This window comes from Micromonospora sp. SD19, from assembly GCF_054462275.1.
The window spans coordinates 264,300-291,019 of the sequence record NZ_JBTLMN010000005.1 but is presented as its reverse complement, the minus strand read 5'-3'; the positions used below and the strand labels follow the sequence as shown (position 1 = coordinate 291,019).

The 26,720-nt window shown below is 71.6% G+C and carries 28 protein-coding genes; 13 read left to right on the top strand and 15 right to left on the bottom strand.

Features of this window, described 5'->3' with window-relative positions; all coding sequences use genetic code 11:
• Positions 1-122: 122 nt before the first annotated feature.
• A complete protein-coding gene (locus tag ACX27O_RS19215) occupies positions 123-764 on the bottom strand; it encodes a GNAT family protein (protein ID WP_458939841.1) in 642 nt (213 codons plus the stop codon).
• Between the two features lie 139 nt (positions 765-903).
• Positions 904-2,145, bottom strand: coding sequence for a cellulose-binding domain-containing protein (locus ACX27O_RS19210; RefSeq protein WP_458939840.1), 1,242 nt, complete (start codon positions 2,143-2,145; stop codon positions 904-906).
• Positions 2,146-2,552: 407 nt separating this feature from the next.
• Here ACX27O_RS19210 and ACX27O_RS19205 point away from each other — a divergent pair, with 407 nt between their 5' ends.
• Together ACX27O_RS19205 and ACX27O_RS19200 are read left to right on the top strand one after the other, a co-directional pair.
• Positions 2,553-2,939, top strand: coding sequence for a YciI family protein (locus ACX27O_RS19205; protein ID WP_030330665.1), 387 nt, complete (start codon positions 2,553-2,555; stop codon positions 2,937-2,939).
• Positions 2,939-4,159 carry an RNA polymerase sigma factor gene (locus ACX27O_RS19200; protein ID WP_458939839.1) on the top strand — a complete coding sequence of 407 codons (1,221 nt, stop codon included), beginning with the start codon at positions 2,939-2,941 and terminating at the stop codon, positions 4,157-4,159. The genes ACX27O_RS19205 and ACX27O_RS19200 overlap by 1 nt, the downstream gene beginning before the upstream one ends.
• Before the next feature lie 29 nt (positions 4,160-4,188).
• Here the strand turns inward: ACX27O_RS19200 and ACX27O_RS19195 are convergent, their stop codons facing one another.
• Positions 4,189-4,758: a TetR/AcrR family transcriptional regulator gene (locus ACX27O_RS19195; RefSeq protein ID WP_458939838.1), complete on the bottom strand. Its 570-nt coding sequence runs from the start codon at positions 4,756-4,758 to the stop codon at positions 4,189-4,191.
• 85 nt (positions 4,759-4,843) lie between these two features.
• Here ACX27O_RS19195 and ACX27O_RS19190 point away from each other — a divergent pair, with 85 nt between their 5' ends.
• Both ACX27O_RS19190 and ACX27O_RS19185 read left to right on the top strand, forming a co-directional pair.
• Positions 4,844-5,791 carry a ketopantoate reductase family protein gene (locus tag ACX27O_RS19190; protein WP_358127406.1) on the top strand — a complete coding sequence of 316 codons (948 nt, stop codon included), beginning with the start codon at positions 4,844-4,846 and terminating at the stop codon, positions 5,789-5,791.
• A 108-nt stretch (positions 5,792-5,899) separates the two neighbouring features.
• Entirely contained in the window at positions 5,900-6,481 is a 582-nt protein-coding gene (locus tag ACX27O_RS19185) for a hypothetical protein (protein ID WP_458939837.1), read from the top strand.
• A gap of 75 nt (positions 6,482-6,556) precedes the next feature.
• Here ACX27O_RS19185 and ACX27O_RS19180 read toward each other — a convergent pair whose 3' ends face one another.
• A complete protein-coding gene (locus ACX27O_RS19180; RefSeq protein WP_458939836.1) occupies positions 6,557-7,123 on the bottom strand; it encodes a hypothetical protein in 567 nt (188 codons plus the stop codon).
• 69 nt (positions 7,124-7,192) lie between these two features.
• On the opposite strand from ACX27O_RS19180, the gene ACX27O_RS19175 reads away from it, so the two are divergent.
• Positions 7,193-7,546 (top strand): VOC family protein, encoded by a 354-nt coding sequence (locus tag ACX27O_RS19175; protein ID WP_279515907.1) that lies wholly within the window; start codon positions 7,193-7,195, stop codon positions 7,544-7,546.
• Positions 7,547-7,756: 210 nt separating this feature from the next.
• On the opposite strand, the gene ACX27O_RS19170 is transcribed toward ACX27O_RS19175, so the two are convergent.
• Positions 7,757-8,251, bottom strand: coding sequence for a glutaredoxin domain-containing protein (locus ACX27O_RS19170; RefSeq protein WP_307857726.1), 495 nt, complete (start codon positions 8,249-8,251; stop codon positions 7,757-7,759).
• A 197-nt stretch (positions 8,252-8,448) separates the two neighbouring features.
• Here ACX27O_RS19170 and ACX27O_RS19165 point away from each other — a divergent pair, with 197 nt between their 5' ends.
• Positions 8,449-9,963: a family 43 glycosylhydrolase gene (locus ACX27O_RS19165; RefSeq protein ID WP_458939835.1), complete on the top strand. Its 1,515-nt coding sequence runs from the start codon at positions 8,449-8,451 to the stop codon at positions 9,961-9,963.
• Between the two features lie 60 nt (positions 9,964-10,023).
• A complete protein-coding gene (locus ACX27O_RS19160; RefSeq protein ID WP_458939834.1) occupies positions 10,024-11,682 on the top strand; it encodes an RICIN domain-containing protein in 1,659 nt (552 codons plus the stop codon).
• A 407-nt stretch (positions 11,683-12,089) separates the two neighbouring features.
• Here ACX27O_RS19160 and ACX27O_RS19155 read toward each other — a convergent pair whose 3' ends face one another.
• The gene (locus tag ACX27O_RS19155; RefSeq protein ID WP_458939833.1) at positions 12,090-12,299 is read right to left on the bottom strand and encodes a hypothetical protein; all 210 of its coding nucleotides are present in this window, start codon (positions 12,297-12,299) and stop codon (positions 12,090-12,092) included.
• A gap of 55 nt (positions 12,300-12,354) precedes the next feature.
• Positions 12,355-13,623 (bottom strand): prolyl oligopeptidase family serine peptidase, encoded by a 1,269-nt coding sequence (locus ACX27O_RS19150; protein ID WP_458939832.1) that lies wholly within the window; start codon positions 13,621-13,623, stop codon positions 12,355-12,357.
• A 216-nt stretch (positions 13,624-13,839) separates the two neighbouring features.
• On the opposite strand from ACX27O_RS19150, the gene ACX27O_RS19145 reads away from it, so the two are divergent.
• The 3 genes from ACX27O_RS19145 (at position 13,840) to ACX27O_RS19135 (ending at position 16,381) form a co-directional block, all read left to right on the top strand.
• Positions 13,840-14,979 carry a sensor histidine kinase gene (locus ACX27O_RS19145; RefSeq protein WP_458939831.1) on the top strand — a complete coding sequence of 380 codons (1,140 nt, stop codon included), beginning with the start codon at positions 13,840-13,842 and terminating at the stop codon, positions 14,977-14,979.
• Positions 14,976-15,638, top strand: a complete 663-nt coding sequence (locus ACX27O_RS19140) for a response regulator (protein ID WP_030330683.1) — start codon at positions 14,976-14,978, stop codon at positions 15,636-15,638. The genes ACX27O_RS19145 and ACX27O_RS19140 overlap by 4 nt, the downstream gene beginning before the upstream one ends.
• A gap of 98 nt (positions 15,639-15,736) precedes the next feature.
• Positions 15,737-16,381: a DUF2306 domain-containing protein gene (locus ACX27O_RS19135; RefSeq protein ID WP_210857561.1), complete on the top strand. Its 645-nt coding sequence runs from the start codon at positions 15,737-15,739 to the stop codon at positions 16,379-16,381.
• Here ACX27O_RS19135 and ACX27O_RS19130 read toward each other — a convergent pair.
• From ACX27O_RS19130 to ACX27O_RS19095, 8 genes are read right to left on the bottom strand one after another with little or no spacing between them, the layout of a single operon-like run.
• Positions 16,368-17,189, bottom strand: a complete 822-nt coding sequence (locus ACX27O_RS19130) for an IclR family transcriptional regulator (RefSeq protein ID WP_458939830.1) — start codon at positions 17,187-17,189, stop codon at positions 16,368-16,370. The genes ACX27O_RS19135 and ACX27O_RS19130 overlap by 14 nt on opposite strands.
• The gene (gene pcaC / locus ACX27O_RS19125; protein WP_458939829.1) at positions 17,186-17,566 is read right to left on the bottom strand and encodes a 4-carboxymuconolactone decarboxylase; all 381 of its coding nucleotides are present in this window, start codon (positions 17,564-17,566) and stop codon (positions 17,186-17,188) included. Before pcaC ends, ACX27O_RS19130 begins: the two co-directional genes overlap by 4 nt.
• The gene (gene pcaD, locus ACX27O_RS19120; protein ID WP_458939828.1) at positions 17,563-18,342 is read right to left on the bottom strand and encodes a 3-oxoadipate enol-lactonase; all 780 of its coding nucleotides are present in this window, start codon (positions 18,340-18,342) and stop codon (positions 17,563-17,565) included. Before pcaD ends, pcaC begins: the two co-directional genes overlap by 4 nt.
• Positions 18,339-19,679, bottom strand: coding sequence for a 3-carboxy-cis,cis-muconate cycloisomerase (gene pcaB / locus ACX27O_RS19115; RefSeq protein WP_358127385.1), 1,341 nt, complete (start codon positions 19,677-19,679; stop codon positions 18,339-18,341). Before pcaB ends, pcaD begins: the two co-directional genes overlap by 4 nt.
• Positions 19,654-20,226 (bottom strand): protocatechuate 3,4-dioxygenase subunit alpha, encoded by a 573-nt coding sequence (gene pcaG / locus ACX27O_RS19110; protein ID WP_030330694.1) that lies wholly within the window; start codon positions 20,224-20,226, stop codon positions 19,654-19,656. Before pcaG ends, pcaB begins: the two co-directional genes overlap by 26 nt.
• Positions 20,219-20,968: a protocatechuate 3,4-dioxygenase subunit beta gene (pcaH, locus tag ACX27O_RS19105; RefSeq protein ID WP_210857437.1), complete on the bottom strand. Its 750-nt coding sequence runs from the start codon at positions 20,966-20,968 to the stop codon at positions 20,219-20,221. The genes pcaG and pcaH overlap by 8 nt, the downstream gene beginning before the upstream one ends.
• Positions 20,965-21,735: a CoA-transferase gene (locus tag ACX27O_RS19100; protein ID WP_360054416.1), complete on the bottom strand. Its 771-nt coding sequence runs from the start codon at positions 21,733-21,735 to the stop codon at positions 20,965-20,967. Before ACX27O_RS19100 ends, pcaH begins: the two co-directional genes overlap by 4 nt.
• Before the next feature lie 27 nt (positions 21,736-21,762).
• The gene (locus ACX27O_RS19095) at positions 21,763-22,581 is read right to left on the bottom strand and encodes a CoA transferase subunit A (RefSeq protein WP_030330700.1); all 819 of its coding nucleotides are present in this window, start codon (positions 22,579-22,581) and stop codon (positions 21,763-21,765) included.
• Between the two features lie 307 nt (positions 22,582-22,888).
• Between ACX27O_RS19095 and ACX27O_RS19090 the strand changes: the two genes are divergently transcribed.
• The 3 genes from ACX27O_RS19090 to ACX27O_RS19080 all read left to right on the top strand — a co-directional run bounded on the left by ACX27O_RS19090 (position 22,889) and on the right by ACX27O_RS19080 (position 26,720).
• Positions 22,889-24,349, top strand: a complete 1,461-nt coding sequence (locus ACX27O_RS19090) for a benzaldehyde dehydrogenase (protein WP_458939827.1) — start codon at positions 22,889-22,891, stop codon at positions 24,347-24,349.
• Positions 24,350-24,366: 17 nt separating this feature from the next.
• Entirely contained in the window at positions 24,367-25,548 is a 1,182-nt protein-coding gene (gene pobA, locus ACX27O_RS19085) for a 4-hydroxybenzoate 3-monooxygenase (RefSeq protein WP_245233590.1), read from the top strand.
• Positions 25,549-25,745: 197 nt separating this feature from the next.
• Positions 25,746-26,720 (top strand): ABC transporter substrate-binding protein, encoded by a 975-nt coding sequence (locus ACX27O_RS19080; RefSeq protein WP_030330705.1) that lies wholly within the window; start codon positions 25,746-25,748, stop codon positions 26,718-26,720.

Here is a 26,720-nt window from a genome sequence, read left to right as displayed (position 1 = left end):
TCCTCGATCAGGGGGTAGAGGCGGCTGCCTTCATCCGCCGGGATGCCCCCGGACGTGATCGTGGAAACGTCCCGCCGATCACGCTTTGCGCACAGTGGACGCGGGGTCCGTCAATGTGGTGCCTAGGCCTGGAGGAGAAGTGCTTCGGCGCCCACCGGTCGAAATCCCGCCGCCTGGAAGGCGCGCACGCTGCGGGCGTTCCCGGTGGCCTGCTGGGCCCAGACCGGCTGGCCGTCGGGCACCAGATGCCGGGCCGCCGTCGCCAGCGCCCGCCCCAGGCCCCGGTGGCGACGCTCGTCGTCGACCTCGATCGCCGCCTCCCAACGGCCGGCCACCCCTCGGCCGAGCACGACCACTCCACCCTCGGCGGCCCAGACCCGGACGTCGTCACGGCGGCGACGGGCCCTGACCTCGCGGGGATGATCGCCGTCGGCAAGCTCGGTCAGCCGCAGTGGCGGCGGCCCGGCGAGGTTGCTCGCGACGGTCAGCAGGTCGATGGTGTCCATGGACCGTCGGGTGCGGTCGAGCAGCGCACCCAGGAAACGCGGGTTCATCGTGGCCGCCAACGGGTCGCAGTCGGTGCTGCTCAGCACACGGCGTACCCACTGGGGGTCTTCGTCGGTGAACACCACCGAGTGCCCGGTGAAGGCGATGACTCCGGCGTCCCGGCGGCTGGGTTGCGGCACCACTGTGGTTCCGCCGTCCGGTGGTGGGAAGTGCCCGTGCGCCGCCGCGTCCAGGACGTCGGCCAGGTTGCGGTCCATTGTCGCTCTCTCCTGCGGGGCCCGGCCAGGTCGAGGCCGACGCGGTCCAGGGTGTGACCCACCCTCGGGGTCACACCCTAGACAGCATCGTCGGCGTGACGGCGCACCGCTGCCGGGCGCTGCCGACGACCCCGACGGGTCAGCAGCCGATCCGGCTGGACCCCACCGCGACATCGTCGTACCAGAGGGTGTCGGCTCCGCCGCCGTAGCTCTCCCAGCCCAGCTTCAGGTCGGTGAGCTGCGGTCGCCAGGTGCGGTTGTACCACTGGCCGTCGATGTCGTGCGTCGGCGCGCCGTCGGCGGTCAACCCGACGATGGCGGTGCCGTCCAACCAGGTACGCAGCTGACCGGCCGCGCCGTCCACCATGAACTCCAGGCAGGTCCATCGGTTGGTGGGCAGCGGCACGCTCTGTGCCACCCCGGCCGGGCTCTGCTCGGGCAGCGTCGCGTCGTCGGAGGCGCGGTTCCACTGCAGGGCACCGTTCTGGCCACCCAACCGCAGGTCCTTGTTGCCGTCGGCGGCGTCGACCATCGCCATCATCGTGGTGTGTTCGGTGGGCTGGGCGCTGGTGTGCCGGACCCAGATCCGCCCGTAGCGGACGGTGCCCACACTGCCCAGGTTCTTGGTGGACCTGATGAAGACGTGGTTGCAGTACCCGGCTGCGCCGTTGATCCGGACCGACCGGCTGCCGCTGTGCGTGGTGGTGGTGTCGATGGTGGCGGTGCCGGCACCGGAACAGTCCGGGCTGACCACGGCCCAGTCACCGGACGGCGTCGAACCGGTCTGGCTCTCGAAGCCGTCGCAGAGCACCGCGCCGGCACACCCGGTCGGCGGCTCGGTGGTCGGCGGCGGGGTGGTGGGCGGCGGCGTCGTCGGCGGCGTCGTCGGCGGCGGGGTGGTCGGCGGAGGCGTCGTCGGTGGGGGCGTCGTCGGTGGGGGCGTCGTCGGCGGCGGGGTGGCGCCGTTGCACGGGACGCCATTCAGCGCGAACCCGGTCGGTGCGCCGGGACTGGAGCCGTACGTCCCCTGCAGCCCGAACTCGGTGGAGCCGCCGGCCGGGATGCTGCCGTTGTACGACGCGTTACGGGCGGTCACCGTCGATCCTGACTGGCTGACAGTGGCGTTCCAGCCGCTGGTGACCCGCTCGTCCCCCGCGTACGTCCAGGTGACGGTCCAACTGGAGACGGCCGTGTCCCCCGGGGAGATCTTGATGGCGGCGGTGAACCCGCCGGGCCACTGGTTGGGTGTGTAGTCGACCCGGCAACCCTGGGCGGCCGACGCCGGGCCGGTGAGCACCGCCGCGCCGGTTGTGGTCGCGGCGGCGGCCAGCGCGGCGACGGCGACCACTGTCGCGGCGGGGCGGGCACGGAAAATCGTCATGGAAGGTCCTTCTGAATCGAGCTGAGCGGAGGCCGCGACCGCGGCGTGTCCTGGACGGACGCGACGCGAGAACGTGCCCTGGATGCGGCGCGGCGGTGCGCCACAGCTGCCGGTCGTGCGGACGACCGAGATGCCCGGCTCGGGGCGGACCTGTCAGCCGCCGACGGCCCGGTCTCCCGGGCCTCGGCGGCGCCCACCCTCAATCTATTGATGTGCGCCGATTCAATCAAGCGGTGTGGGGCCAGGTGACCACCGGCGGGCGTCCGGTTCGGTGGGCCGCCACCCGTGGTTCGGGGAATCGGAGGTGTCGCGGCGAGAGAATCTCCTGGCGATGTCGATTCGCGGGCCGCTCGTTCGACGAGTGCGTGCGAGGGTCGGGAGGCGGCCCGTCGGATGAGGAGAAGACGATGTCGAGGTACATGTTGATCATGCGGGGCACGGACGAGACGAACGCGGCCATGATGGCCTCGATTGATGAGGCGATGGCGGCGACCGGCCGGTTCATCGAGGAGATGATGAAGGCGGACGTGCTCGTCGCGGCCGAGGGTCTCGACGATCCGCGCCAGGGCGTCGTTGTCGACTTCGGTGGCGAGACGCCGGTGGTCACCGACGGCCCGTACGGCGAGACCCGGGAGTTGTTCGGCGGCTACTTCCTGCTCGACGTCGCAACGAAGCAGGAGGCGGTCGAGTGGGCCAAACGGGTCCCGGCGGTCCGCGGCTCCAAGATCGAGGTCCGTCGGGTGGCCGAAGCCGACGAGGTTCCGCTGGGCGGCGAGAGCGACGGCCAGGTCTGATGGGTACGGCCGACATCGAGGCCGTCTGGCGGATCGAGTCGGCGCGGATCGTCGCCGCGCTGACCCGGTTCACCGGTGACTTCGGGCTGGCCGAGGATGCCGCCCAGGAGGCGGTTGCCGAGGCACTGGTGGCCTGGCCGCGTGGATCTCCGGCCAATCCGGCCGGGTGGTTGATGGCCACGGCCCGGCGGCGGGCGATCGACGCGATTCGCCGCCGGGCCGCCCTCCAGGACCGGTATGCCCTGTTGGCGGCCGACCCCGTGATCGACCAGGAGATCGATCCGGACCGGATCGACGACGACGTGCTGGCGCTGATGTTCGTCAGCTGCCACCCGGTGCTCCCCCGCGAGGCGCGGGTGGCGCTGACCCTGCGGGTGGTGGGCGGCCTGTCCAGCGAGGAGATCGCCCGCGCGTTCCTGGTGCCCGTGCCGACCGTGCAGGCCCGCGTCACCCGAGCCAAGAAGGCGATCGCGGCGGCCGGGGTGCCGTTCGAGCTGCCGCCGCCCGGCGCGCGCCGGGAGCGGCTGGGCGGCGTGCTCAGCGTCCTCTACGTGATCTTCACCGAGGGGTCGACGGCCACCTCGGGCGAGCGGCTGTTGCGCCCCGACGTCGCCGAGGAGGCGATCCGGCTGGTCCGCACCCTGGCCGCGCTCCAGCCGGACGAGCCGGAGGTGCACGGCCTGCTCGCGTTGTGCGAGCTGACAGCGGCCCGCTTCCCGGCCCGGACCGACCCGCAGGGCGCGCCGGTGCTCCTCGCCGACCAGGACCGCCGACTGTGGGACCTGTCGGCGACTCGTCGTGGGCTGGCCGCGCTGGCCACGGCATCGGAGCGCGGTCTCGGCCAGTACGGCCTGCAGGCCGCGATCGCGGCCATCCACGCGTCGGCGCCCTCGGTCGAGCAGACCAACTGGGCACGGATCGTCCTGCTCTACGAGGCGCTCGGCCGGGTCGCGCCCTCGCCGGTGGTCGAGCTCAACCGGGCCGTCGCGGTGGCCATGGCCTCGGGTCCGGCACCAGCCCTGGCCGTCGTGGACGAGCTGATCGCCTCGAACCGGCTCCCCGGCTCGCACCTCGTCCCGACCGTACGCGGTGAGCTGCTGACCCGCCTCGGCCGGCGGTCGGAGGCCCGCGCCGAGTTGGCGCTGGCCGCCCGGCTCTGCGCCAATCAGCGCGAGCGCTCGGTGCTGCTCGGCAAGGCGGCCGCGCTGGGCGGTGACTGAGATGGCCGGTCGGCGCGGGGACCCGTTGCTCAGGGTTCTCCGCGGCGCAGGCCGTCGAGGACGAGGGCGACGACACCGTCCGCGTCGATGCGGAAGCTCGGGTGGTCGTAGGCCGCACAGATGCCGTGCAGGGTCATCATGACGGCGCCGGCGCCCACGTCGTCGCGGATGGCTCCGGTCTTGGCGGCGGCGGCCAGGAGATCGGCGACGACCTGGCCCAGGGCTTGGGTGCCCTCCGCCAGCGCGCCGGACTGGGTGGCCATCAGCGTCGCGAGGGTGCGGGCGAGGCCCTCGTGGTGGTGCAGGTGGTCCACGAAGCCGCGCAGGAAGGATTCCAGCGCCTGGTCGGCGGGGAGGGTGGCCTGCATCTCGTGGGCGCGCTCACAGATGGCGGTGAGTTCTTCGCGGTAGACCGCCTCGGCCAGCGCTTCACGGGTCGGGAAGTGCCGGTAGAGCGTGCCGGTGCCCACCCCGGCAAGTTTGGCGAAGTCGTCGAAGCGCAGGTCGAAGCGGCCGTCGGCGAAGAGCTCGCGAGCCTTGGCGATCAGGGCGTCGCGGTTGCGACGGGCGTCGGCGCGCAGTGGCTTGGCATCGGTCACAGGGGCCCCAGGGTTGACAAGTGGAGATTGTCTCCATATTTTTGAAAGCGGAGATGGCCTCCAATTATAGGGTACGAGGTGCCACGTGAAGATTCTGATGTTCGGTCGCGGCGTGATCGGCGCGGTGTACGGGTGGGCGCTGGAGCAGGCCGGGCACCACGTCGAGTTCTACGTCCGGCCAGGGCGGGCAGCGGCGTACGGCGATGCGATCGATCTTGATCTGCTGGACGCGCGCCGACGGCCGTGGGGGAAGCGGGTCGCCGAGAGGTGGCCGGTGCGCTATCGCGAGTCCCTGGAGCCGGACCACGACTTCGACCTGATCGTGCTGAGCGTGCAGCACTACAGCTTCGCGGAGGCCGCCGCCTTCCTGGGACCGCGCGTGGGCCGAGCCACAGTGCTCGTCTTCAACAACCTGTGGGTCGAGCCGCTGGCCGCGACAGCGCACCTTCCCGCCGATCAGGTGGCCTGGGGCTTCCCCGGGGCCGGCGGCGGTTTCGGCGACGACGGTGTGCTTCGTGGAAGTCTCCTGCCCGTGGTCACCTTCGGCACCCTCGGCGGGGCACCGACCGAACGCGAGCGGGCCGTGCGCCAGGTGTTTCGCGAGGCGGGGTTCAGGCTCCGGGAGAACCGGGACTTCCGTGGCTGGCTGTCGATCCACTTCGTGCAGAACGCCGGCCTGCACACGCAGAGCCTGAAACTGGGCTCGTTGTCCAAGCTCACGACCAGCACCATGCGCGAGGCGATCCTCGCCATCCGCGAACTCCTCCCGCTCGTCGAGGCCCGTGGCGTCGACCTGCGGCGGCACCGGGCCGACCTGTTGCCCTTCACGGCACCGGTCTGGCTGGCAGCGCCGGCGCTCGCCTGGCTGTTCGGGCACTTCCCGCCGATGCGCGTGGTGATGGAGGCGCACGCCAACCCCGAGGAACTGCGCGCGGTCTGCCGCGACACCCTGGCGGAGGCGCGCAGGCTGAACGTCGAGGTGCCCCGGCTGGAGGCGGCCGAGTCCTTCTTCGCCCAGCAGAGAACGACCTAGGCGGTCCCGGGCGAACGGGTCCCCACCCCGACGACCTGCCCCCAGCAGGGGAAGCACTTCCCCTGCGTCGGGGAGGAGAGCGAACCCACAGCCGGCGATCGTTGGTCCATGACTGCCGCTGACGAACAGACCCGAACCGGACCACCGGCACCGGCACCGGCACCGGCACCGGCACCGGCACCGGCACCGGCGTACCCGAGCACCGCCGCGCCGCCCTGGGCGGTCTGGGCCGCCTACGCCGTTCCGCTCTGCGTCCTGCCGTCCGCGCTCTGGCGACTGTCGCTGGTGTTCACCGACGATGCCGTCTCGCACTGGTACATGCTGTTGCTGTCCGCGGTGTCGATGGGGTTGGCGCTGTCGACACTCGGGCTGGTGCACGGGTGGGGCCAGCGGGTTCCGCCGTGGATACCCCGCTTCGGCGGCCGTCGCATCCCGGCGCGTCCGGTCGTGGGCGTGGCGTTGGCCGGAGGCTGGTTGCTCGTCGCCGTCTGCGTGTACTTCCTGCTGAATCAGCGGTTCCACGTCGTGCAGAGCGGCTGGGTGGGAATCGGGGACGACGAACCGGCACATCCGGTCCCCGGCTGGGAGGTGTTGCGTTTCTACGCCCCACTTCTGGCGTGGGGTCCGCTGGTCATAGCCGTGGCCGCCGACTACCGCCGCCGCGTCGCCCGGGTGCGACCAGCGGAATAGTCGGGTCCCGGCCGTACCCGGGCGGCCCAGCACACAGCCAACCCGCACGGGGACCGCGCCGGATTCGGTGCCCGGTCAGTTGGTCGCCGGGTGATAGTCCATGCCGTTGGTCCCGGGTACCAGGCGAGCGGTGTAGCTCGCACCGGCGGTGGTGTCGGTGTCGTCGTCAGCCTCGAAGCCGATGATGGCGCGCGTGAACGGCACGTCGGCGTGGACGGTGAGAGCGATGTCGGCCAGCCAACGGTCGAGTGGGGCGCGCCAGGTCAGCGACTCGGTGCCGCTGCGCTGGTCGAACGGGTACCCGCCGATCCTTCCGTCCACCCGGGCCAGCGCACCGAGCGGCAGGTAGAGCACCAGGTTGTCGACGTTGTCGTACCTGGTCGTGTAGCTGCCGCACACCACCCGCGCGCCGGACGGCAGCGTGAGCGTCCCGCGCAGGTGCCCGCCTGTCGTGAACGCTTGCGCGCCGGGGGTCACCTCGACCAGGTCAACCCCGACGCGGCACCCACGGACGTCACCGGCCCGCCAGAGAGCAGCCGCGGCCCGGTCGAGTCGGGCATCATCGGCTGGCCCGAGGACCAGGATCAGCTCGTAGAACCCGCCGGCCCAGTTCTCGGAATCGATCATGTCATCGGCCGCCATCGCGTCAGGATGCACCGTGGCGCGTGCGGTGTCAGGCGGATAATCATCGGACCCGAGCTGGAGGTCCCCATGCGCGTCGTCCGCATCCTGCCCAACCTTCCGGTGGCTGACATCAGCGACGCGAAGGGCTTCTACACCGACTTCCTCGGTCTGAGCACCGAGGCGTTCAACCTGGGTTGGGTGGCCCGCTACACCTCGCCCGACCCCGACGTGGCCGTGCAGCTCGTCTCCGGTGACGCGTCCGCACCCGAGGACTCGGTCATCAGCGTGCAGGTGGACGATGTGGACGCCGCCTATGCCGAGGCACAGCGGCTCGGCTACGAGATCGTGCACCCGCTGACCACGGAGCCGTGGGGGGTGCGCCGGTTCTTCGTCCGCGCCCCGGACGGCAACGTCATCAACGTGGCAGCGCACCGCTCCTGAGGTGACGCCGATTGTGGAACACCTGCCCCGACTCACGGAAGCCAGGTCCGAGCAGAGTGGGCTGGCGCGACGCAAGGGCCGCATCGCCCCCGGGGTTCGACGCCGATGTGTTGATCGTCGACGGCGACCCGACGAGCGACATCAGGGCGCTGCGTCGCCCGCTGGCCGTGTACCGTGCCGGCCACCCGGTGGGATGAGGGTGACGCCGGGTCAGGACGAGCGGAGCTGCTGGCGGAACCAGGCCCGGTCGGGGTTGACCACAGCCCGTTCGCCGAGCACGACGGTGGGCACCGTCTCGTTGCCGCCGGCCACCGCCCGGACGGCGGCGGCAGCGGCCGGGTCGTGCCAGATGTCCACCCAGTGGGCCCGCCGGGCGAGCCGGCCGAGTGAGAACCGCAGCTGAAGGCAGTAGCGACAGCCGGGACGCCAGTACACGATCGGCCGGCCGTCCACCGCGCTGGCCCGCCGCGCTTCGGCGGCGCTCACCGAGCGGGGGAAGGCCCACGGCGACAGCAGCAGTGCCAACACCAGGAAGACCACCAGCTCGACCGCGCCGACGGCGGGCAGCCCGGCGGTCAGTTGGCTCGCCGCCACCAACACGCCGCAGGCCGCCATCAGGATCGCCAGAACCCACCGTCGCAGCACGCCGAGGACACTACCCGCAGGTACGAGGGTGGCCGCCGCCGCCAGGTCAGTGACTTCCACACCTTGACATGCATCGATGTTAACGCCAACATGAGTCCGCCACCTGCCCGCAACGCCACCGTCACACTCCCGCCTTTTCGGGCCTCTCCCCCGGCCCTTCCCGACATCGCCGGGTGACGTCGACCGCATCGGCACGCCGCACGGCGGGTGTCGTCCCGCGCCGGTCAATGGCCGTTTCCCACGCTCGCGGAGGACAGATGCCGCTGCCACTCGCTCCCACCGACCCCACCACCCGCCGAGCCGTCCGCCACGGGCCCGCCGGCCGCGGCGGCCATCGACGACTGCGGTCGGCGCTGGCCGCGGTGTTGGTGGTGCTGGCCGTGTCGGCCGGCCTGCCCGTGGCCGGGCCGGCTCAGGCCGCACCGGCCGTCAGCTACACCAACCCGTTGGCGAACCAGCGGGCCGACCCGCACATCTTCCGGCACACCGACGGCTACTACTACCTGACCGCGACGGTGCCGCAGTACGACCGGATCGTGCTGCGCCGGGCGACCACCCTGCAGGGGCTGGCGACGGCGGCGGAGACCACGATCTGGAGCCGCCACACCAGCGGAGAGATGGGTGCCCACATCTGGGCACCGGAGATCCACTTCATCAACAACCGGTGGTACCTCTACTTCGCCGCCGGGCGGACCGATGACGTGTGGCGGATCCGGATGTACGTGCTGGAGAACGCCAACGCCAATCCGCTCACCGGTTCCTGGACCGAACGCGGCCGGATCAGCACCCCCTGGGACACCTTCAGTCTGGACGCCTCCACCTTCGTCGCCAACGGGGTGCGCTACCTGACCTGGGCCCAGCAGGAGCCGGGGATCTCCAACAACTCCAACGTCTACCTCGCCCGGATGGGTGCCAACCCGTGGCAGATCACCGGCACGGTGACTCGCCTCGTCGTGCCGACGTACGACTGGGAGACCCGGGGCTACCGGGTCGCCGAGGGACCGGCGGTGATCCAACGCAACGGCCGCATCTTCCTGACCTACTCGGCCAGCGCCACGGACGCCAACTACTGCCTCGGGATGCTGAGCGCCTCCGTCACCGCGAACCTGCTCGACGCCGCCTCGTGGAGCAAGAGCCCCAGCCCGGTGTTCGCGAGCAACGCGGCCACCAGCCAGTACGGCCCCGGCCACAACTCGTTCACCGTCTCCGAGGACGGGCAGAGCGACATCCTCGTCTACCACGACCGGAGCTACCGCGACATCTCCGGTGATCCGCTCAACGACCCGAACCGGCGCACCCGGCTGCAGAAGGTGTACTGGAACGCCGACGGCACCCCGAACTTCGGCATCCCGGTGCCCGACGGTGCCACCCCGGTCCGGTTGCGGTCACACGACCAGACCAGCAGCTACATCCGGCACTACGACTACCGGGCCCGGATCGAGCCGAACGTGACCAACCTGGCCGACTCCCAGTTCCGCATCGTCAGCGGCCTCGCCGGCGGCGGATCGGTGTCGCTGGAGTCGACCAACTTCCCCGGGTACTACCTGCGTCACCGGGGCTTCGCCCTGTACGTCGAGAAGAGCGACGGCTCAGCCCTGTTCGCTGGCGATGCGAGCTTCCACCGCCAGGCCGGCCTCGCCGACGGCGCCGGGATCTCCCTGGAGTCGCAGAACTTCCCGGGCCGTCATGTGCGCCATCGCGGCGGACTGCTCTACGTGGAGGCGGTCAGTTCGAGCGCCGACCGCGCATCGGCGACCTTCCACCTGGAGTAGCGCCCGCCGGCCTCGGCACCCGTCCCGTCTCACCCCGAGCCCATCCAGCCAGGAGGAGCGATGCCCTTCCCCCTCACGAGAAAACGGTCCGGCGGCGGGTCGGTCCGTCGCCGATGGCGTACCGGCCTGGTGTTCGCCATGATCACCACGCTGGTCGGCGCGGCCGGCGCGGTTCTGGTCGGCGCACCGCCGGCAGCGGCGGCGACCATCGACACCAACGCCTACTACGTCCTGGTCAACCGGCACAGCGGCAAGGTCCTCGACGTCCGGGACACCTCGACGGCGGACGGCGCGGTGATCCAGCAGTGGTCCCGCAACGACGGGGCGTGGCAACAGTTCCAGTTCGTCTCCTCCGGCGGCGGCTACTACCGCCTCAAGGCCCGGCACAGCGGGAAGGTCGTCGACCTGTGGGAGCGGAACACCGCCGACGGCGCCGAGTACCGGCAGTGGTCCGATCTCAACGGCACCAACCAGCAGTTCCAGGTCCTCGACTCCGACGGCGGCCACGTCCGCCTGGTCAACCGCCACTCCGCCAAGGTGCTGGAGGTCTGGGAGCGGTCCACCGCCGACGGCGGCCGGATCAGTCAGTACACCGACCTCAACGGCACGAACCAGCAGTGGCAGCTGGTCGCGGTGGGCGGTGTCAGCACACCACCCACCACCGGCTGCGGCAGCGGGTCGACAAACGCCGAGGCGGTGCTGAGCGGGAGCACCTGGACGGCCCGCAACGGCTCGTCGACTGTCTACTCGGGTTCGGACATGTTGTCGGCGATGCAGGCGGCGGTCAACTCGCTCTCGGCGGGTCGTACGTCGAAGCAGCGGGTGGTGGTTCGCGGCTCCGGTTCGATGAGCGCCGGCTCCCGGTTGTCGCTGCCGTCGTACACCACACTGGCCGTGTGCGGCACGATCAACGTGACCGGGTCGGGCTCGGGCGACCAGGCGCCGGTCTACTCGCGCGGCACCACTGACGTCGAGGTGCAGAACCTCACGCTGACCGGCTCACCGTTGTACGGGATCTTCATGCGCAACGTGAACAACCTGACCCTCGGGCAGATCGACATGCGGCTCTCGGCCGGCCTGGGCGTACGCATCGACAACCACGGCGGAGATCGAGCGGTCAAGGTGCGCAACATCCGCATCGACAACGTGTACGTGTCGGGCACCGGGACGCACGGGGTGGAGACGTACGGCGTGGACGGTCTGACGATCGGCACGGTCACGGCGCGCAACACCCGGGACTCCGGGCTGCTGCTCAACGACACGATCAACGCCACGGTGGGCACTGTCGACGCGCAGGGCGCCGGGACCGGCACCGGGTACGCGGCGTTCCGGATGGCCAACCGCAACGGCCGGGTGGGCAGCTCGTACCCGACCAACATCCGGGTCGGCACCGTGATCGCGTCCGGGGGCGGTCGGGGCATCTTCTGTGTCTCCGAGTCCGGTGGCGCGGTCATCGACCGGGTGACGATCTCGAACACCGGGAACAACTCGATCCTGGTGGAGAACTGCTACAACGTCGTCATCGCCGGAGTGTCCGGGACGGTGACGGGCGGTGGCGAGGTGCGGATCGCCTCGCGATCGGAGTTCCCGATCTCCTCCGGCATCCGCTTCCAGAACCTGACGGTCACCAACACCAACATCACCCAGAACCCCTGCGGTGGGGCGAACAACACGATCAGCAACGTCACACGGATCAACTCGACGTTGACCTGGTGCTGACCCGATGACGAGCGGCCGCCCGACCCCGGGCGGCCGCTCACCCCGTCACGGAAATCGTGGCTGGCGCGCCGCCCCGGACTGGTCGCGGGGTTTCGCCGGCCGGCGCTCGCGGGTAGCGGGTGGCCCATGAACCGCAATCTCGTCAAGGCGCTGCAGGTGGCGTGGGAGCTGCCGGAGTTCCGCACCGGCGTGCGACACGTCGTCGACCTCGACGAGGTCGCGGGACTGCTGGCCACCCTCACCGTTCCGGACCACGACCACGAGGTGGAACGCAGCCTGCTCCGGCTGCTGCGGTCGGCCCTGGACACTGTGCAGATCCGGGAAGCGGTGTTGTTGCTGCTGGAGCGGGACGAGGTACGCCGGCCCCTCGTCGCGGCGGCGGTGGAGCCGCTCGCGGACCGGCCGGGTCAGGCCGCGGCCATCGCGTCGGCGGCCGAGGATCCCACCGTACGGCGTGAGGTTCGGGCGGTGTTGGCGAGCGCCAAGGTGCGCGAGCTGATCTGGCAGGCGATCGAGAACCAGGTGAGCGACAACCGGATCGGCCTGATCCGCCGGGCGGCGGTGCTGGTGGTGTGCACCCCCGCGTGCGGCGTCTCGTCTGGGCGCTGCGTCGACACGGGGTGTTGCGCGAACTGCGCCGCAGGCGGTGATCCATCCGGGCCGGACGACGGATCACCGACGACGACGGGCCATCCACTGCCAGATGTGGGTGCCGTTGAGGCTCGGGTCGTTGCGGGCCACGTAGATCCAGGACCAGTGCCCGGGGAACTGGTAGCCGTTCCACACGACGTGGTCGTACAGGGTGATCAGCGATCCCGGGATGAGGTTGTGCGCGTGGATCGTGTTGGTCTCGGGCGGCACGGTGTCGTCGTCGCGTGAGGTGACCAGCCAGGTCGGCGTGCGGATCCCGGCCAGCTCCGCGTCGGTGAGCAACGGGGGGCCCTCCCCGTCGAGCGGCTCGACGACACCGCAGATCGGCACCGACGCGGCGAACAGGTCCGGATAGGTCGAGGTCATCTCCAGCGACATGTAGCCGCCGTTGCTGCAACCGACCACGTAGATCCGATCGGGGTCGACCCGCTTGCGGCGTACCAGGTCCTGGACGATCTCGCGGATCAGCGGGGCGAAGCGGGGGCCGTCCTCCATCCAGTAGGAGGTGCTCTGCGGAGCGACGACGTACGCGCCGGAGAAGATCTGCTGTGCCTGCGGGGTGGCGAAGCCGAGCGCTCCACGGTTGGCACGCAGTGTGGTCTCGTTGTCGTAGTAGTCGTCGGGCAGCGAGGCACCCTCACCGCCGCCGTGCAGCCAGACGATCAGTGGCCGCCGACCGCGTCGGGGCGAGTGGTCGGGAGAGTACAGCCGGTACTTCAGGCCGGAGCCCGAGACGTGGTAGCTGAAGGCGTCCACCTCGGGGTTCGACAGCCCCGCCTGCACGAAGCGGCCGATGGTGACCGGCGAGCCGTGGCGTCGGACGATCGGGGTGTTCTGGGTGATGGTGTAGACGAGGTCCAGTTGGACGTTGCGGCCCCTGCTCAGGATGTACCCGAGGGTGCCGCCGCCGGGTTGACCCTCGCCGTGGCTCAACTCCAGCACGATGTTGCCGCGCCGGTCGAGCCGGGCCGCGGTCACCGTCCGGTCCAGGTCGTACTCGCTGAAGATCAGGTCGCCGGGAGCGATCGGGATCGGGCTGGTGGCCGTGGCGTGCACGGTGAACGTGGCGGGGGTCAGCCCGGCCGGGTCGATCGGCCCGAGCCGGCTGGTGTCGAGGGTGACCGAGGTGACCTGCTCGCCGCCGTCGAGGGTTGTCGCGTCGAGGGTGAAGCTCACGCTGGTGCGATGGTGGCCGTCGGGGTGGGCGGCCGCGAGGCCGGGCAGGGCCAGGCCGATGGTGGCGCCGGCCCCACCGGCCAGCACGGTGCGACGAGTGACAGGCGTGGACATGCGGGCCCCCGTACCTAGCGATGTAGACATACGTCGATGGCGTCTCAACGTAACGCCACCGAGATCTACTGGCAACCGGTGCCGGCACCGCCGTCCGGACCAGACTTCAGCTTCCGTGCGGGACGCCTCCTCACCCGGCGAGGCAGGCCACCCGGTAGCCAGCTGTCGTACTTTGGGACGATCTGGAGTCGCACCACCGTTCGTACGATGGACCCCATGCACCCTCGCCTGCACGCGGTGTTGGCCGAGCCGCGTGTCTCACCCGCCCCGTCCCGGCTGTGGCGCGACTGGGCGGTGATCGCGGTCCTGACGCCGGCGATGCTGGTGGAAGGCGCTCTCCGACCCGATCTGCCGTGGCGGGTGGGCTGCGTCGTCGTCGCGCTCGCGCTGCTGCCCACCATCCTCTGGCGACGGACCAGGCCGCTCGCGATGGTGGTGATCGCGTTCGGCGGCACGACCGTCGCCCCGTTCGTGCTGCCCGGCGATCCCTGTCAGTTGTTCACGGCGAGCTTCCTGGTCCTGCTGGTCTACGCGCTGTTGCGGTGGGGCTCCGGTCGCGATGCCGTGATCGGGTCGTTCTTCGTGGTGGCGAAGGTGACCGCCGCCGGTGTGGTCGGCTCGATCGACGGCGGGGAACTCGTCGCCGGCTTCGCGGTGATGTTCGCCGCCGCCACGCTGGGTGTCGCGATCCGCTTCCGGGCCGCCGCCCGGCTGCGCGAGCTCGATCGGGTGAAGCTGTTGGAACGGGAACGACTCGCCCGCGACCTGCACGACACGGTGGCCCACCACGTGTCGGCGATGGCGATCCGCGCCCAGGCCGGCATCGCCGTGTCGGCGAGCCAGCCGCACGCCGCCGTCGAGGCGCTGCGCACCATCGAGGCCGAGGCGTCCCGTGCGCTCGCCGAGATGCGCGCGATGGTCCGCGTCCTGCGCCACGACCAGCCCGCCGACCGGGAGCCCCGCCCGCAGGTCGCCGACATCGGGCGGCTCGCCGGCCAGTTCCGCACCGGGCCGAATGTCGAGGTGGATCTGCGCGGCGACCTCAACGACCTCGCGCCCGGTGTCGGCTCCGCGCTCTACCGCCTGGCCCAGGAGTCGGTCACCAACGCCCGTCGCCACGCCCGGCACGCCACCCGCATCGAGGTCAGCGTCGCGGCCGACGACACGTCGGTGCGGCTGCGGGTCAGCGACGACGGCGAGGCCGGGGCCGCCGGGCCGACCGGCGCACCCGGTTTCGGCCTGACGGGCATGAAGGAACGCGCCGACCTGCTCGGCGGCACCTGCCAGGCCGGGCCCAATCCCGACCGTGGCTGGACGGTCACGGCGGTGCTCCCGCGCCAGGGGGTCGGCGCGTGACGGTTCGCGTGCTCGTGGCGGACGACCAGGAGATCGTTCGCACCGGCCTCACCATCATCCTGAACACTCAGCCCGGCATCGAAGTCGTCGGCGGCGCGGGCGACGGCCGGCAGGCGGTCGAGCTCGCCCGGCGGCTGCGCCCCGACGTGTGCCTCTTCGACATTCGCATGCCCGGCATGGACGGCATCGAGGCCACCCGGGCGCTCGCCGGCCCAACGGTCGCGCAGCCGCTCGCGGTGGTCGTCATCACGACCTTCGACCTCGACGAGTACGTGTACGCGGCGCTGCGGGCCGGCGCCCGCGGCTTCCTGCTCAAGGAGGCCGGTCCCGAGCTGCTCAGCCAGGCCGTGCACGCGGCAGCCAACGGGGACGCGCTGATCGCGCCGAGCGTCACCACCCGGCTGTTGAAGGCGTTCGCCGACGCGGACCCGGCCGCGCCGCGCCAGCAGCCCATCGACGCGCTCACCGACCGGGAGGAGCAGGTCCTGGTCGCCGTCGCGCGGGGACGCACCAACCAGGAGATCGCCGCGGAGCTGCACATCACGTTGAGCACCGTCAAGTCGCACGTGACCAGCCTGATGACCAAGCTGGGGGTGCGTAACCGGGTCGAGGTGGCGATGTGGGCGTACGAGACCAACCGCGGCCGGCGGCACTGGTGAGCGACATAGGTACGACGGCGGTGTCCGACCATGGGCCGACCGGATCGCGGCCCATGTGCCGATGAGCGGGGCCTGGTGCGGCGTCCATCATCGGTGGCATGACGATGCGAGAGTGGCGGCTGCCGGCCGCGTTGATCCTGCTGGGCCTGATACCGATGCTCGCCGGAGCGGGACGGCTCACCGAGTTGGGCACCGGGCCGCAGGTCACCCCGGAGAACGCCCGCTTCGTCGCCGATCCGCTGCCGGTGGTGCTGCACATCGTCGGCGCGGTGGTCTACACGGTCCTGGGCGCGTTCCAGTTCGTACCCCGGCTGCGCCGCCACCGTTGGCACCGCCGTGCCGGTCGGGTGCTCGTGCCGTGCGGGCTGACTGTCGCGTTCAGCGGCATGTGGATGGCCGTCGGGTACGACCTGCCGGCCCACGACAACGACGTGCTCGCCGGCATGCGGCTCGTCTTCGGCTCGGTCATGGCCGGTGCGATCCTGCTCGGTCTCGCCGCCGTGCTGCGCCGGGACATCGACCGGCACCGCAGGTGGATGGTGCGCGGCTACGCGATCGGGTTGGGCGCCGGCACCCAGGCGTTCACCCACGCGCCGTACCTCATCGCGGTCGGCGAACAGCCCGACGGGAACCTCCGGGCCGGCCTGGTGGTCGCCGGCTGGCTGATCAACCTTGCGGTGGCCGAATGGTATCTGCGGCGCCCGGCCCGGGCGGTCACCGCGCCGGCCCTCACGCTGAGCTGAGCCCGTCGGCCGTCGGTGACCGGCTCAGACCGCCACGGATGTCCTCCTCGATCCGCTTCGCGGCGGCCAGCAGCGGCGGGAGCAGCTCCCGGCGGATCATCTCGAAGGACCCCCGGGTGGCGTGCGCGGAGACGTTCACCGCCGCGATCACCGAACCGTTCTCGCCGTGGATCGGCGCGGCCACCGAGCGCAGCCCCTCCTCCAACTCCTGGTCGACGATCGCGTACCCCTGGGCGGCGATCTTCGTGAGGACGGCGCGCAGCTTCGCCGGGTCGGTGACGGTGCGCCGGGTCAGCGGGCGCAGCTGCGCCGTGGCGAGGTAGTCGTCGAGCCAGTCCGCCGGTTGCGCGGCGAGCAGCACCCGGCCCATGGAGGTGGCGTACGCGGGGAACCGGGTGCCGACGCTGATCCCCACCGTCATGATCCGTTTGGTGGGCACGCGGGCGACGTAGACGACCTCGTCGCCGTCGAGCACCGACACCGAGCAGGACTCGTGCACCCGCGCCACCAGCGCCTCCATGTGCCGCTGCGCGACCTCGGGCAGGCTGAGGCTGGACAGGTACGCGTAGCCGAGTTCGAGGATCCGGGCCCGCAGCGAGAAGAGCCGCCCGTCGGTGTGCACGTAGCCCAGCTCGACCAGGGTGAGCAGGAACCGGCGCGCGGCGGCCCGGGTCAACCCGGTCCTCCTGGCCACCTCGCTGAGGGTGAGCTGCGGATGGTCGCCGTCGAACGCGCGGATCACCGCGAGGCCGCGCTCCAGCGACTGAACGAACTCCGGCGACCTGGTCGCCTCCTCGCTCACACTCACCCGGCCTCCTGCCGCAGGATCTCCCGGGCCACCGTGAACGCCCGGTTCGCCGCCGGTACACCAGCGTAGACGCCGACCTGGAGCAGGACCTCCGCCACCTCCTGCGGGCTCAGCCCGTTACGCAGCGCGGCCCGGACGTGCATCGCCAACTCGTCGTCGTGGTGCAGGGTGGCGAGCACGGCGAGGGTGATGCAACTACGGGTACGCCGGTCGAGGCCGGGCCGGCTCCACACCTCGCCCCACGCGTAGCGGGTGATGAAGTCCTGGAAGTCGGCGGTGAACTCGTCGGTGCCGGCGACCGCGCGGTCCACGTGCGCGTCGCCCAGCACCTGTCGACGTACCGTCATGCCCGCCTCGTGCCGCTCGCTGTCGTTCATTCCTCATCACGTCCCTCCTGGAAGTGCTCCGACAGGAGTCGGCACACCTGCTCGGGTTGCTCGACGTTGGCCAGGTGCGCCGCCGCGTCGAGCACGGCCAGCCGAGCCCGTGGGATGCGTCCGACGATCTCGCGGGCGTGCGGCACCGGGGTGGCCGGGTCGTCCGTGCCGGCGATGACCAGCGTCGGCGCGGCGACCCGGCCGAGGTCGGGTCGGAGGTCCATCGCGGCTATCGCCTCGCAGCAGGCGGCGTACCCGTCCGGGGGCGTCGCGGTCAGCATGGCGCGGTGGGCGGCGACCACCTCCGGCCGGGCGGCGGCGAAGGCCGGGGTGAACCAGCGGGCCACCACCGCGTCGGCGATCGTCGGCAACCCTTCGGCCCGCACCGTCGCCGCCCGGTCCCGCCACTGCTCGGGTGGGCCGAGCGACGCCGACGTGCAGAGCAGCGCCAGCCGGCGCACCCGCTCGGGCGCGTACGTGGCGAGCCACATGCCCACCATGCCGCCGAGGGACAGCCCCGCGTAGTGGACCCACGGCACGTCGAGGTCGTCCAGCGTCCGCAGCAACTCCCGGCCCAACAGGTCCAGCGTGTACGGCCCGGGCGGCACCGCCGAGCGCCCGTGGCCCAGGTGGTCGTACCGGATGACCCGGAACCGTTGGGCGAGCGCCGGCACCTGGGGGTCCCACATCGCGGCGGCGGTGCCGAGGGAACTGCCGAGCAGCAGCACCGGGGCGACGGCCGGACCGTCGACGGTGAGATGCAGCCGGGCGGTCATCCGTCCGCTCCCCGAACGGCGACAAGGGCCCTGTCGACGAACCGCCCGGCCGAGCCGAGCCAGCGGTGCGGGTCGAGCGCCTCGGCTATCTCGGTGTCGGACAGGTGAGCGCGGATCTCGGGGTCGGCGAGCAGCGCGGCGCGGAACGAGGGCGCGGCGGCGGCACGGGTCACCAGGTCGTGCGCGGCGCGGCGACCGACGGCGGGCGTCAGTCGCGCGGCGACCGCCTCGGCGAGCAGGACGCCCCCTGTCGCGTCGAGGTTCGCCCGCATCCGCCGCGCGTCGACCCGCAGCCCGACGAGCATCCGGGCGCACCGCGCGGCGGCGCCACCGGTCACGTGCAGCAGGTCGAGCAGTGGTTCCCACTCGGCGTGCCAGGCGCCGGCGGCCCGCTCGTGCTCCTGCACCGCCGCGGCGAACACGGTGGCGACGAGACCGGGACCGCGTCGTGTCGCGGCGGTGACGAGGACCGAGTCCACCGGGTTGCGCTTGTGCGGCATGGCCGAGGAGCCGCCCCGGCCGACGCCACCCTCGGCGACCTCGGCGATCTCGTTCTGGGCGAGCAGGCCGACGTCGAGCGCGACCTTGCCGGCGGCCACGAGGAGCCCACCGAGGGCGGTGGCCAGGTCGAGCCAGGGCTGCCGGCGGGTGTGCCAGGGCAGCGGGCTCGGCGGGAGGCCCAGGTGCGCCGCGAACCGCTCGGCGACGTCGGCGCCGGCCGGGCCGTACGCGGCCAGGGTGCCGACCGCGCCACCGAGCTGCGCGGGCTGCGCGACGCCGGCCTGCCGCAGCCGGTCCCGGGCCTCGGCCAGCCCGGTCAACCAGCCGGCGGCCTTGAGCCCGAACGTGGTGGGTGCCGCCTGCTGGCCGAGGGTCCGGGCGACCATCACGGTGTCCCGGTGGGCGTCGGCCAGCTGGGCGGCGGCGTCCACCGCGGTGTCGAGGTGCCGCAGCAGCGGCCCGAGCGCCCGCACCGCCACCAGGGCCAGCGCGGTGTCCAGCACATCCTGGCTGGTCGCTCCGAAGTGCACCCAGGCCCGGTGGTGCTCCGGCACTGCGGCGGTCAGCTCACCCACCAGCGGAACGACCGGGTTGCCGGTGGCGTCGGCCGCCCTGCCGAGGGCCCCCGGGTCGTACCGCTCGGCGCGGCACTGCGCGACGATCGCGTCGGCGGCCGGTGCGGGCATGATGCCGGCGTCCGCCACGGCCCGGGCCAGCGCGGCCTCCGCGTCGAGCATCGCCTGGAGCACTGCCGGGTCGCTGAGTTCCGCGTCGACGTCCGAGGTGCCGGAGAGGCCGCCGAGCAGCCCGTCAGACGGCGAAGAAGACGGTCTCATGCGCGCCCTGCAGGTGGATGTCGAACCGGAACCCGTCCGCTGCGGGTGTCGCCAGCAGGGTGTCGCGGCGGTCGGCGTCGACGCCGCGCAGCACGGGGTCAACGGCGTTCGCCGCCGGCTCGTCGGGGAAGTAGAGCCGGGTGACGAGGCGGTGCAGCAGCCCACGCCCGAAGACGGACAGGGTGAGGTGAGGGGCTTCGGTGCCGCCCTCCGGATCGGGCAGCGCCCCCGGCTTGACTGTCAACAACCGGTACCACCCCTGCCCGTCGGTCTCGCTGCGCCCGAATCCGCGGAAGCCGGCGAGCACTGGCGGCCGGGCCCCCCGAGGGTCGTCCGGGTGGTCGAACCGGCCGTCCGGGTCGGCCTGCCAGCTCTCCACCATCGCGTCCACCACCGGCGTCCCGGTGCCGTCGACGATCCGGCCCCTGATCCAGAACGCGCCGGGCGTGCCCTCGGGCACGACGTACGGGCCGTCGGGCCAGCGCAGGCCGATGTGCAGGTACGGCCCGACGGTCTGCGCGGGCATGACACCCAACCGCTCACTCATCGTCGTCCTCGTCCTCGAAGGGGGTGCTCTCCCGGCCCCGCAGCACGATGTCGAACTCGTACGCCAGCGCCCACTCCGGTGTCGTGGTGGCGTGGTCGTACCGGGCGATCATCCGTTCCCGGGCCTTCGGGTCGCGGACCGAGTTGAAGATCGGGTCCTGGAAGAAGAGCGGGTCGCCCGGGAAGTACATCTGCGTCACCAGCCGTTGGGTGAACGCGCGGCCGAAGAGGGAGAAGTGGATGTGCGCCGGCCGCCAGGCGTTGTCGTGGTTACGCCAGGGGTACGCGCCGGGCTGCACGGTGATGAACCGGTACCGCCCCTGGTCGTCGGTCAGCGCCCGACCCACCCCGGTGAAGTGGGGGTCGAGCGGGGCCGGCCAGGTGTCGCGGGCGTCGCGGTACCGTCCGGCGGCGTTGGCCTGCCAGATCTCGACGAGCGTGCGGGGTACCGGTCGACCGTCACCGTCGCGGACCCGGCCGTGCACGATGATCCGCTGTCCCTGCGGTTCGCCGTCGTGCTGGCGGGTCAGGTCGTGGTCGAGCGGGCCGAGCCGCCCCTCCCCCAGCAACGGCCCGGTGATCTCGGTGAGCCGCTGCGGCAGGTGGATCAGTGGGTGTTTCGGCGCCCGCGCCACCGTCGACCTGTAGCCGGGACTGAGCAGCGGCGGGTGGGCGTCGACGTCGTCGCGTCGGTACCGCGGCAGCACCAGGCCGCCGCCGGCCCGGGTGTCCTGAGTGGTCATTGTCGTCTCCCGTCGGACTTCGTCGCTTCCAGCGCCCGCAACACCGCGAGTTCGTGGGCCGTCGGTGGCGCAGTGGCGGCCGGTTCTTCGGCGACGGCGAGGTCCCAGCCGGTGGCCGCCCGTGCCTGCTCCCTCGTCACCCCGGGGTGCAGGTGGGTCAGCGTGAGTTCGCGGGTGACCGGGTCGGGTTCGAGCACGCCGAGGTCGGTGATCACCACGCGGGGACCGCCGCCGCGCAGGCCGAGCCGTTCCCGGTCGCCCGGGCCCGTCCCGTACCCGACCGAGGTGACGAAGTCGACCCGTTCGGTGAACGTCCGCAGGTCCTGCCGCACGATGACCACGACCTCGCCGCAGGAGGCGGCGATCTCCGGGGCGCCACCGGCTCCGGGCAGCCGGACCTTCGGGGTGTCGTAGTCACCGCCGACGACGGTGGTGTTGATGTTGCCGTACCGGTCGAGCTGGGCGGCGCCCAGGAAACCCACGTCGATCCGGCCGGGCTGGAGCCAGTAGTTGAACACCTCCGGCACCGACACCACCGCGTCAGCGGTGTCGGCGAGGACCCCGTCGCCGATGGAGAGCGGAAGCCGGTCCGGCTTCGCGCCGAGGCACCCGGATTCGTAGATGAGGACCAGATTCGGGGCGTGCGTCGCCCGGGCGAGATTCGCCGCCGTGCTGGGCAACCCGATCCCGACGAAGCAGGCGGTGCCGTCGCGCAGTTGCCGCGCCGCGGCGACGGTCATCATCTCGTCCGCGGTCCAGTCCGCCATCGCGTTCCCCTCGCTCGCTGCGCTGACTCATGCCGCCGCGCCGGCCCTGTGCACGTGCTCGTCCAGCCAGGCGCGGAAGGTGTCGCGGTGTCGGCTGACGGCGTCCCAGTCCCGGTAGAAGTCGTTGTCACGCACCGAGTAACCGTGGGCGTAGGAGGGGTGTGCGCCGCCGGGCACCTCGGCCACCGCGGTGACCGCCCAGCCGGGCAGGACGACCTGCCCGGGTACGGGTTCCCACTCGTCCACGATCTCCTCGACGGTGACCAGTGACCGGTGGGCGGCGAGCACCGCCTCCTTCTGCACCCCGGTGATGCCCCACATCTGCACGTTGCCGTTGCGGTCCGCGCGCTGGGCGTGCACCACCGTCACGTCGGGACGCAGGGCGGGGACGGCGGTGAGCGTCTCGCCGGTGAACGGGCAGGTGATGGGGCGGATGTTGGTGGTGTGCCGGGGCAGGTCGGTGCCGGTGTAGCCGCGCAGGACGGCGAACGGCAGCCCGGACGCCCCGGCGACGTACCGGTTCGCCATGCCCGCGTGGCTGTGCTCCTCCAGTTCGAGTGGGCGCGGCCAGGCGTGCTGCACGGCGTCGCGGAAGCGGTGCAGCGACCCGACGCCCGGGTTGCCGCCCCAGGAGAAGACCAGGCGACGGGCGCAGCCGGCGCCGATGAGCTGGTCGTAGATGACGTCGGGGGTCATCCGCACGAGGGTCAGGTCCCGCCGCCCCTGACGGATGATCTCGTGACCGGCGGCGAACGGAATGAGGTGGGTGAACCCTTCGAGGGCCACCACGTCACCGTCGTGGACCAGCTGCGCCACGCCCTCGGCCAGCGAGACGAGCTTCGCCATGGGCCTCCCGCCTCCCGCGACAACAGTGCTGCCCGCTGTTCGCTATGCGGACTGCCGTGCTCATATCGAACGTACGACGGGCGGATGGCATCAGTCAACGACAGGTTCACCGGGCCCGGCCCACGCCGTCCACAGTGCTCGGCGCTCACCGTCGACGATGCGTTGACGCGGGAGCGACCACGTGCCAACGTTCTTACAGAGAACGCCCGTTCGGTCAGCGAACACGTCTGGGCCCCTGCGCGCGAACGGAGAGCCCACCGGGTCACCGTCACCACCCCACCGGCCCCACGCTCCGAGGAGGACCGCCATGACACTGCTGGACGCCATGACCTGGCAGGGCACGCTGCACAGCGACGGCTGGGTGGAACCGGCCGGCGGCACGGCGCCCGTGCGGTCCCCCGCCACCGGCGAGGAGATCGCCCAGGTGGGCGTGGCGAACGCCGAGGACGTGACGCGCGCCTGCGCCCGCGCCGCCGCCGCCCAGCGCGCCTGGGCCGCCACCGGATACGCCGAGCGGGCCGCGGTGCTGCGCCGGGCCGGGCACCTGTTCGAGCGGCACGCCGCCGAGATCGGCGACTGGATCGTGCGGGAGGCCGGGTCCATCGCACCCAAGGCCGGCGTGGAGACCGACACCGCGGCACAGGAGTGCTACGAGGCGGCGGCGCTGGCCTCGCACCCGCTCGGCGAGATCATTCCGAGCACCCAACCGCGACTCAGCCTGGCTCGCCGGTTGCCCGTCGGCGTCGTCGGAGTCATCGCGCCGTTCAACTTCCCGCTCATCCTGGCCACCCGATCCGTCGCCCCGGCCCTGGCGCTGGGCAACGCGGTGGTGCTCAAGCCCGATCCGCGCACGGCGGTCTGCGGGGGCATCTCGATCGCCCGGGTCTTCGAGGAGGCCGGCCTGCCCGACGGGCTGCTGCACGTCCTGCCCGGCGGGGTCGACGTCGGCGAGGCGCTGGTGGCCGACCCGAACGTGCGGGTGATCAGCTTCACCGGCTCGACTGCGGCCGGTCGCCTGGTCGGCGAGGCGGCGGCACGCCACCTCAAACGCGCCCACCTCGAACTCGGTGGCAACTCGGCGCTGATCGTGCTCGACGACGCCGACCTGGACCTCGCGGTCTCCGCCGGAGCCTGGGGGTCGTTCCTGCACCAGGGCCAGATCTGCATGACCACCGGCCGGCACCTGGTGCACGAGAGCCTGTCCGAACGGTACGTCGAGCGGCTGGCGGAGAAGGCGAACCACCTGCCCGTCGGCGACCCGGCGAAGGAGCAGGTGGCGCTCGGACCGATCATCGACGAGCGCCAGCGCGACAAGATCCACGCACTGGTCACGGCAAGCGTCGACGCGGGCGCCCGGCTGGCGGCCGGGGGCACGTACGAGGGGCTGTTCTACCGACCGACGGTGCTCACCGACGTCACCCCCGCGACCCCGGCGTACGCCCAGGAGGTCTTCGGCCCGGTCGCGCCGGTGATCACGTTCACCGACCAGGACGAGGCGGTGGAGTTGGCCCAGCAGACCGAGTACGGCCTGTCACTGGGCATCCTGAGCCGCGACGTGATGAAGGCGATGGCGCTCGCCGACCGGATCCCCAGCGGAATCGTGCACATCAACGACCAGACGGTGAGCGACGAGGCGGTGGCGCCGTTCGGTGGGGTGGGCGCGTCCGGAACCGGCTCGCGGTTCGGTGGGCCGGCGGCGAACGTCGAGGCGTTCACCGAGACGCAGTGGCTCACCGTGCGGGGCACCATCACGCGCTACCCGTTCTGACACCGGAGGAGAGGAGCATGCCGGAGATGCGTACCCAGGTCGGCATCGTCGGCGCGGGACCGGCGGGGCTGATGCTGTCGCACCTGCTGCACCTGCGCGGCATCGAGTCCGTGGTGCTGGAGAGCCGCAGCCGCGACCACGTCGAGCACCGGCTCCGGGCGGGCGTGCTCGAACAGGGCTCGGTCGACCTGCTCTGTCGCAGCGGTGTGGGTGAACGGCTGCGCCGGGAGGGACTGCGTCACGAGGGCATCGAGCTGCGCTTCGCCGGGGAGTCGCACCGGGTGCCGATGGCGGACCTGACCGGGCGGGCGATCACCGTCTACGGGCAGCAGGAGGTGGTCAAGGACCTGATCGCCGCCCGGCTCGCGGCCGGTGGCTCGATTCTCTTCGAGGCCGACGTGGTACGTCTGGACGGTCTCGACTCGGACTCGCCGGTGGTCCACTTTCGACGCGACGGGCGCGACGAGGAGCTGCGCTGCGACTTCGTGGCCGGCTGCGACGGGTTCCACGGGGTGAGCCGGGGCGCGGTGCCCGAGGGTGTGCTGACCACCTACGAGCGGGCGTACCCCTTCGCCTGGTTGGGTGTCCTCGCCGCCGCGCCGCCAGCCGTGGACGAGCTCATCTACGCCAACCACGAGCGTGGTTTCGCCCTCTACAGCATGCGCTCCCCCGAGATCTCCCGGCTGTATCTGCAGGTCGCACCGGACGAGGACATCGCCGCGTGGCCGGACGAGCGGATCTGGGCGGAGCTGCGGACCCGGTTGGAGACGGTGCCGGGGTGGTCACTCAACGAGGGGCCGATCCTGGAGAAGTCCATCACGCCAATGCGCAGTTTCGTGGTCGAGCCGATGCGGTGGGAGCGGCTGTTCCTGGCCGGGGACGCCGTCCACATCGTCCCACCGACCGGCGCCAAGGGAATGAACCTGGCTCTCGCCGACGTCGCGCTACTCGGTGACGCGTTCGCCGCGTGGTACGACGAGGGCCGCACCGATCTGCTGGACGGCTACTCGGCCACGGCGTTGCGCCGGGTCTGGCGGGCCCAGCACTTCTCCTGGTGGATGACCTCCATGCTGCACCGGCTGGAGCGCGACGACCCGTACGAGTCGAAGCTGCAGATCGCCACGCTGAGGTATGTCACCACCTCCGAGGCGTACGCCAGGAGCCTGTCGGAGAACTACGTGGGCCTGCCCGAGGTGTGAACGGGAGCCGGCGTGACGTCGCGTTGTTCAACTTATCCATGACGGGCGTCAGAAATTATTGACTTTCAATGCCGGCGTGACTGACCATGGCCACCACAGCGGCGTGCGCCCCCACGCAGCGGTAGTTCACCTGCAGATCCGAGGCATCCGCCGACTTCCGACGCACCCACCACCCCCGCCCAGGAAGGGCCTCGTCAATGAAGAAGGTCATGGCTCTCGGGCTGATCGCCGCTACCGCGATCGCCCTCACCGGATGTACCGACTCCGACGCCTCCACACCGTCCGATCAGGACTCCGGCGACCTGCGCCCGGTCCGGGTCGCGGCGCTGCCCATCACCGAGACCGCCGCGCTGTGGGGTGGCATCAAGGCGGGCCTCTTCGCCGAACGCGGCCTCCAGGTCGAGGTGCTGCCCGCCCAGGGCGGCGCGCAGGCCATTCCCGCGCTCATGAACGGCGACATCGACTTCGCGATCGGCCAGCCGTTCGGCCCGTTCCGGGCCGACCTGCGCGACCTCGGTGTCGTCATCATCGGCAACTACGCCTCCTCGTACGCCGACGGCGACGACATCAACGCCGTGGTGGCCTCGGCGAAGTCCGGCATCAAGCGGCCGGCCGACCTCGCCGGCAAACGGGTCTCGGTCAACAGCCTGGGCGCCGCCGGCGACGTGACGATCATGGCGGCGGTCGAGAAGGACGGCGGCGATCCGTCGACGATCAAGTTCGTCGAGGTCGCGTTCCCGGACGCCCCGGCCCAACTCGAATCCGGAAACATCGACGCCGCCTGGGTGCCGGAGCCTTTCGTCACGCAGCTCAAGGGCCGCGGCGACACCTTCGTCGTCGCGCCCTACCAGGCGGTGGTGCCCGGCCTGACCACGCTCACCACCATCACCACCAAGGAACGCACCGAGAAGGACGCCAAGCTGGTCGAGGACTTCACGGCGGCGATGAAGAAGACGCTGGAGTGGGCCAAGGACCCCGCCAACGAGGCGGCGCTGCGGCAGGCCATCAAGGACAACCTGGAGCTGCCGCCACCGGTGGCCGACTCGGTGCGGCTGCCGGAGTTCGGTTGGGACGTCGACCGGCAGAGCCTGCAGACGCTCGCCGAACTCGCCCTGAAGTACAAGGTGCTCGACAAGCAACCCAACCTCGACCGTCTCATCCAGCAGCAGTAG

Bases quoted from the DNA above. Each gene is read 5' to 3' on its own strand.
- pcaC (WP_458939829.1), bottom strand. From the start codon at position 17,566: ATGAACGACAGCGAGCGGCACGAGGCGGGCATGACGGTACGTCGACAG.
- ACX27O_RS19090 (WP_458939827.1), top strand. From the start codon at position 22,889: ATGACACTGCTGGACGCCATGACCTGGCAGGGCACGCTGCACAGCGAC.
- ACX27O_RS19215 (WP_458939841.1), bottom strand. From the start codon at position 764: ATGGACCGCAACCTGGCCGACGTCCTGGACGCGGCGGCGCACGGGCAC.
- ACX27O_RS19200 (WP_458939839.1), top strand. From the start codon at position 2,939: ATGGGTACGGCCGACATCGAGGCCGTCTGGCGGATCGAGTCGGCGCGG.
- ACX27O_RS19080 (WP_030330705.1), top strand. From the start codon at position 25,746: ATGAAGAAGGTCATGGCTCTCGGGCTGATCGCCGCTACCGCGATCGCC.
- pcaH (WP_210857437.1), bottom strand. From the start codon at position 20,968: ATGACCACTCAGGACACCCGGGCCGGCGGCGGCCTGGTGCTGCCGCGG.
- pcaD (WP_458939828.1), bottom strand. From the start codon at position 18,342: ATGACCGCCCGGCTGCATCTCACCGTCGACGGTCCGGCCGTCGCCCCG.
- pcaB (WP_358127385.1), bottom strand. From the start codon at position 19,679: ATGAGACCGTCTTCTTCGCCGTCTGACGGGCTGCTCGGCGGCCTCTCC.
- ACX27O_RS19175 (WP_279515907.1), top strand. From the start codon at position 7,193: ATGCGCGTCGTCCGCATCCTGCCCAACCTTCCGGTGGCTGACATCAGC.
- ACX27O_RS19185 (WP_458939837.1), top strand. From the start codon at position 5,900: ATGACTGCCGCTGACGAACAGACCCGAACCGGACCACCGGCACCGGCA.
- ACX27O_RS19150 (WP_458939832.1), bottom strand. From the start codon at position 13,623: ATGTCCACGCCTGTCACTCGTCGCACCGTGCTGGCCGGTGGGGCCGGC.
- pcaG (WP_030330694.1), bottom strand. From the start codon at position 20,226: ATGAGTGAGCGGTTGGGTGTCATGCCCGCGCAGACCGTCGGGCCGTAC.
- ACX27O_RS19180 (WP_458939836.1), bottom strand. From the start codon at position 7,123: ATGGCGGCCGATGACATGATCGATTCCGAGAACTGGGCCGGCGGGTTC.
- ACX27O_RS19210 (WP_458939840.1), bottom strand. From the start codon at position 2,145: ATGACGATTTTCCGTGCCCGCCCCGCCGCGACAGTGGTCGCCGTCGCC.
- ACX27O_RS19135 (WP_210857561.1), top strand. From the start codon at position 15,737: ATGACGATGCGAGAGTGGCGGCTGCCGGCCGCGTTGATCCTGCTGGGC.
- pobA (WP_245233590.1), top strand. From the start codon at position 24,367: ATGCCGGAGATGCGTACCCAGGTCGGCATCGTCGGCGCGGGACCGGCG.
- ACX27O_RS19095 (WP_030330700.1), bottom strand. From the start codon at position 22,581: ATGGCGAAGCTCGTCTCGCTGGCCGAGGGCGTGGCGCAGCTGGTCCAC.
- ACX27O_RS19145 (WP_458939831.1), top strand. From the start codon at position 13,840: ATGCACCCTCGCCTGCACGCGGTGTTGGCCGAGCCGCGTGTCTCACCC.
- ACX27O_RS19205 (WP_030330665.1), top strand. From the start codon at position 2,553: ATGTCGAGGTACATGTTGATCATGCGGGGCACGGACGAGACGAACGCG.
- ACX27O_RS19160 (WP_458939834.1), top strand. From the start codon at position 10,024: ATGCCCTTCCCCCTCACGAGAAAACGGTCCGGCGGCGGGTCGGTCCGT.
- ACX27O_RS19165 (WP_458939835.1), top strand. From the start codon at position 8,449: ATGCCGCTGCCACTCGCTCCCACCGACCCCACCACCCGCCGAGCCGTC.
- ACX27O_RS19100 (WP_360054416.1), bottom strand. From the start codon at position 21,735: ATGGCGGACTGGACCGCGGACGAGATGATGACCGTCGCCGCGGCGCGG.